Annotated in this window: 5 protein-coding genes; 4 read left to right on the top strand and 1 reads right to left on the bottom strand. The window is 64.3% G+C overall.

Translation table 11 applies throughout. The annotated features are described in order from the left end of the window. Together EOA24_RS27350 and EOA24_RS27345 are read left to right on the top strand one after the other, a co-directional pair. Nucleotides 1–659: ABC transporter permease (locus tag EOA24_RS27350; protein WP_133374630.1), on the top strand; the 659-nt coding region annotated here is incomplete at its 5' end. A gap of 34 nt (nt 660–693) precedes the next feature. Then, the gene (locus EOA24_RS27345) at nt 694–1,704 is read left to right on the top strand and encodes an ABC transporter substrate-binding protein (protein ID WP_126081807.1); all 1,011 of its coding nucleotides are present in this window, start codon (nt 694–696) and stop codon (nt 1,702–1,704) included. A 37-nt stretch (nt 1,705–1,741) separates the two neighbouring features. Here the strand turns inward: EOA24_RS27345 and EOA24_RS27340 are convergent, their stop codons facing one another. Next, a complete protein-coding gene (locus EOA24_RS27340) occupies nt 1,742–2,167 on the bottom strand; it encodes a hypothetical protein (protein WP_126081808.1) in 426 nt (141 codons plus the stop codon). 101 nt (nt 2,168–2,268) lie between these two features. Between EOA24_RS27340 and EOA24_RS27335 the strand changes: the two genes are divergently transcribed. Both EOA24_RS27335 and EOA24_RS27330 read left to right on the top strand, forming a co-directional pair. Further along, a complete protein-coding gene (locus EOA24_RS27335) occupies nt 2,269–3,297 on the top strand; it encodes a BMP family protein (protein ID WP_126081809.1) in 1,029 nt (342 codons plus the stop codon). Between the two features lie 77 nt (nt 3,298–3,374). Next, on the top strand, nt 3,375–4,912 hold a 1,538-nt coding region (locus EOA24_RS27330; RefSeq protein WP_133374629.1), incomplete at its 3' end, for an ABC transporter ATP-binding protein.

Here is a 4,912-nt window from a genome sequence, read left to right as displayed (position 1 = left end):
TTCCTGCTCCGACCGAGATCGCGCAATCGCTGGTCGCGCAATGGGCAACGCTGATGCAGGCGACGCTGGTGACGGCGGGCGAGATCCTGTTCGGCTTCCTTGTCTCCGTCGTGGTGGGCATCGCCATCGCGTTGGTCATCGTGCGCTTCGACTGGCTGGGGCGGGCGCTATACCCGCTGGTGGTGCTGTTTCAGAACGTGCCCAAGGTGGCGCTGGCGCCAATCTTCATCCTCTGGTTCGGTTACGGGCTCGCGCCCAAGATCGGTCTGATCCTGGTCATCGCCTTCTTCCCGGTGACGTTGTCGATGCTGGCGGGAATGCAGGCGGTCGACCGCTCGCTGCTGTCGCTGATGAATTCGGTCGGCGCGAGCCCGACGCAGATCCTGTTCAGGATACGCGTTCCGCATTCGCTGCCGAACCTGATGGCCGGGACCAAGATAGCCGCCACGCTGAGCGTCATCGGCGCCATCGTCGGCGAATTCGCCGGCGCCTCGGACGGGCTCGGTTACGTCATCCAGTTCGCCTCGACACAGCTCGACACCGCGCTGGTCTTCGCGGCGCTGCTGCTCGTGTCGGTGCTGGGCATCGCCTTCTACTACGCGGCCGAGATTCTCGAACGCATCGTGGTGCCGTGGGCGCCGAAATTCAGCCAGTCGTAGGTCCGCTCTCAAACCAATGAAAAAGGGAACAAAAATGCTCAGACGCTCACTCATCAAGGCAGCCGCGCTTGCGGCGTGTGTCGGGACACTCGGCTTCTCGGGCGCGGCCTTTGCGGCCGACAAGGTCAACGTCCAGCTCGACTGGGTGGTGCGCGGCAACCACGCCATGTTCTTCGTCGGCAAGGAAAAAGGCTTCTTCGCCAAGAACGACATCGACGTCGCCGAAATCCGCAAGGGCTCAGGCTCACCCGACGCCATGCGGCTGGTCGGCAATGAGAACGCGGATTTCGGCTTCGGCGATCTTCCCACGCTCGCCGTGGCCCGGTCGCAGAATGTCCCGGTGGTCGCGGTGGCCGCCGTCAACCAGCATTCGCCGCTGGCGATCATCTCGCTGGCCAAGACGATGAAGCTCACCCAGCCGGCCGATCTCAAGGGGCTCACCATCGGCATTCATCCGGCCGGCTCGACCTACATCTTCTTCCAGGGCTTCCTCGCGGCCAATGGCCTGACCGAGAAGGACATGACGCTGAACAGCGTCTCGCCGCCCTATGAGAGCTATCTTCTCCTCGGCCGGGTCCAGACTGTGGTCGGCTATGTCGACGCCGAGGTTCCCGAGCTGGAGGCCAAGGCCGGCGGTCCCGGCTCGCTCAGCATCATGATGGGCGCGGACCATGGCTGGAAGGCCTACGGCTCCGGTCTGTTCACCTCCGAGAAGATGATCAAGGACAAGCCGGATGTCGTTGCCCGCTTCGTCAAAGCCTACCGGGAAGCCTTCGACTATGTCGTCGCCCATCCGGAAGAGGCCGCCGAGATCACGGCCAAGGCGGCTCCAGGCTATGCGGACAAGAAGGATGTGCTGCTGGCGCAGATCAACGCCGACATCGCGTCGACCTTCACCAGCCCCGACACCAAGGAACACGGCCTCGGCTGGATGACGAAGACGCAGTGGGAGGAAACGCTGAAGACGCTCACCGATCAGGGCGTGCTCAAGGCGGCCCTGTCGGCGGACGACGTCTTCACCGACAAGTTCCTGGCGAAGGAATAGGGCGCGCCATGTCGCGGGCCGACGGATCGATGGGCGCCTACCGGCACGCGAGCCTGTCCTGCTCCATGCGGCAGGACACGGCGCGCTTCCCTTCGGCCGCGTCGGCACGGTCGAGCGTGATCTGTGACCGCGTGGCATATGCACGGCCCGACAGGCCGCACCACAGCCGTTCGATGGGCAGGTTCTCGCGCTTGTCATTGAGGATGGTGAACGTGCCCGTCTTCGGGTCGAACCAGAGCTCGACACGGGCGCTCTTGCCCGGCTCGACCGTCGTAATCCCGGCCGAATACCAGTGGGCGAAGTCGGCATTGCACGACAGTCGTTCATTGCCCGCATTCGAGATCGTCAACGGCACCATGTCGAGCCCATCGGTGCCGTTGCGGACGATGACATGGTGCAACTCGACCGCGCTGGCGAAGGATGTGAACGCCAGCATCGCCGGGAGGACATAACGAATCTTCACTTTGCCTGAGCTCCATGGGTAAATTTTTCTCAGGCAGTCTATCTCGCTTCTGCGCAATAACAACAAGAATATTGATTGGTGAATCAAACAGAGAGGGTAACATGTTAAAGCTTCTTAAGTGCAGTGTGAGTGCAATTATACTGAGCGGCGTCTTGCTCGGCGGGGCGCTTGCTGGCGAAGTCAAGTCGATCGCCATCCTGACGCCTGAAGAAGGCACCGATTACGGCTGGAACCAGCAGGGCATCGATGCCGCCAAGGCGGCGGGCAAGGCAGCCGGCGTCGAAGTGGTCGTGGCCCAGGGCCTCGGCTATGGCGACGTTCGTCCGACGCTGCGCGAACTCGCGTCAGACGGCGCCAGCCTGCTGATCGCGCATGCCAGCGGCTACAACACTTCTGCGCCTGAAATCGCCAAGGAGTTGAAGGTTCCGGTGGCGATCGTCGACACGCCGAATGGCTTGGAGAAAGGTCTCGTCGCCGACTACACGCTGAGCGGCCACCAGGGCGCTTATCTCGCCGGCCGTCTTGCCGCCAAGATGTCGCGCTCGAAGTCGGTCGGCATCGTCGTGTCCGGCGAACCGCCTTCGTGGAATTCGCAGTCGGCGGCGTTCGCGCAGGGCGTGAAGGCCGAGAACCCCGACGTCAAGATCACCTATGCGGTGATCGGCCCGGCCGCCTACAGCGACGCGGCGGGTGGCAAGCGCGTGACCGAAAGCGTGATCGCCTCCGGCGCCGACATCATCTTCGGCCAGGGCAACGGCTCCAGCTTCGGCATGTTGCAGGCGGTCGAGACGACCAAGGCCACGGACGGCGGGAAGGTCTATTTCATCGACGTCATCGGCGACAAGTCGCCCATCGACAAGGGCTTCCTGCTGTCGTCGGTGGTGTGGAACATCGAGCCGGTCTACGCCGCGATGATCGCCGATATCAAGGCGGACACGTTCGGCACCAAGCACTATTCGATCGGCCTCCAGGACGATTCGGTGAAGCTTTTGAAGACCGCCGCGATCCCGGACAAGGTATGGTCCGAAATCCAGGCGGTGCGCGACGACGTCATCTCCGGCAAGATCAAGGTCGATCCGGTCTATGACGCCGCCGCCGTCAGGGCGCTGATGACGAGCGTCGCCCAGTAAGGCGGCGACCTGTCGGCTTCCGGAGGGGCGATCGGTTCCCCTCCGGACATTTCCCGTTTTTCCAGTGCTGGACTTTCATGAGCAGTCTGTCTTCACCGCCTGCCGACAAGCGCGGCATCGTCGCGCTCGAAGGCGTGACCAAACGCTTTCCCGGCATCGTCGCCAATGACGGCATCGACCTGTCGATCCGTCCCGGCGAGGTGCATGTGCTGCTCGGCGAGAACGGCGCGGGAAAATCCACCTTGATCGGCATGCTGTCGGGACTGCAGCAGCCGGATGAGGGGCGCATCCTGGTCGACGGCAAGCCGACGCCGATCACTTCGCCGCGCCATGCGCTGGCGCTGGGCATCGGCACGGTGTTCCAGCACATGATGCTGGTGCCGACGCTGACGGTGGCGGAAAACCTGTTGCTCGGCGGGCCCTGGTGGCAGCGGCCCAGGACCGAGGAGCTGGAGGCGCGCGTCGCCGAGATTACCCGCAGCCTCGGCATCAGCGTCAAGCTGCACGCAAAGGTGTCGGAGCTTTCGCTCGGCGAACAGCAGCAAGTCGAGATCCTGCGCGCGATGGTGCGCAACAGCCGGCTGCTGATCCTCGACGAATCCACCTCGATGCTAACGCCGAAAGGCATCGAGGAACTCGGCGCCTTGATGCGCCGCCTCGTCGGACAGGGGCTGGCGATCGTCTTCATCACGCACAAGCTCAAAGAGGCGGCGGCCTTCGGTGACCGCATCTCGGTGCTGAAGCTCGGCCGCAAGGTCGGCGAGATTCCACCCGAGCGTTTTCGCACGCTCGGCGAGCAGGAGATCATCTCCGAGATCGTGGAGCTGATGTTCGGCAAGCAGAAGGACGATCCGGAGGCGGCCGAGCGGCCCACCCGCACGGTCCATGCCGATGCCGCGCCGCTGCTTCAGGTCGCCGACCTCGCGGTCGCGCCGACCGAAAACGCGCCGGGGCTGTCGTCGATCTCCTTCGACATCCGCCCGGGTGAGATCCTGGGTATCGCCGGCATCGACGGCAACGGCCAGAAACAACTGGCGGAGGCCTTGGCCGGCCAGCGTGCGGCGACCGGCGGTTCGGTGCTGCTGGAAGGCGCCGCCATCGAGGCGCTGAGCGTGGGCGAACGCCGCCAGCGCGGCCTTCGCTACCTGACTGACGACCGGCTCGGCGAAGGCACGGTCGGCAGTTTCCCGGTCTCCATCAACTTCTTCCTCAAGCAGGTCGGCGCCTCGCCCTTCTGGCGCGGCGGCGTCGAGCAACGCGCCGAGATCGACAGGCGCGCGGCGCAGCTGGTGCGCGAATACGATGTTCGCACGCCGAGCCTGAAGACGCCTGTCGCCCGGCTTTCGGGGGGCAATATCCAGAAGGTGCTCCTGGCGCGCGAACTGGCTGAAGGCGCCAGGGCGGTGATCTTCAACAAGCCGACTTATGGACTCGATCTCGCCAACACGCTTGCCTCGCGTCAGCGCATCCGCGACACGGCGGCGCGCGGCCTTGCCGTGCTGCTGATCTCCACCGACCTCGAGGAATTGCTCAGCATGTGCGACCGCATTGCCGTCATCGCCAACGGCTCGCTGGTCGGCACAGTCGCCAATGCCGACGACGCGCGCACCAAGGT

It is taken from the genome of Mesorhizobium sp. M2A.F.Ca.ET.039.01.1.1, assembly GCF_003998035.1.
Lineage (GTDB): Bacteria > Pseudomonadota > Alphaproteobacteria > Rhizobiales > Rhizobiaceae > Mesorhizobium.
This window is presented reverse-complemented; position numbering and strand designations above follow the sequence as displayed.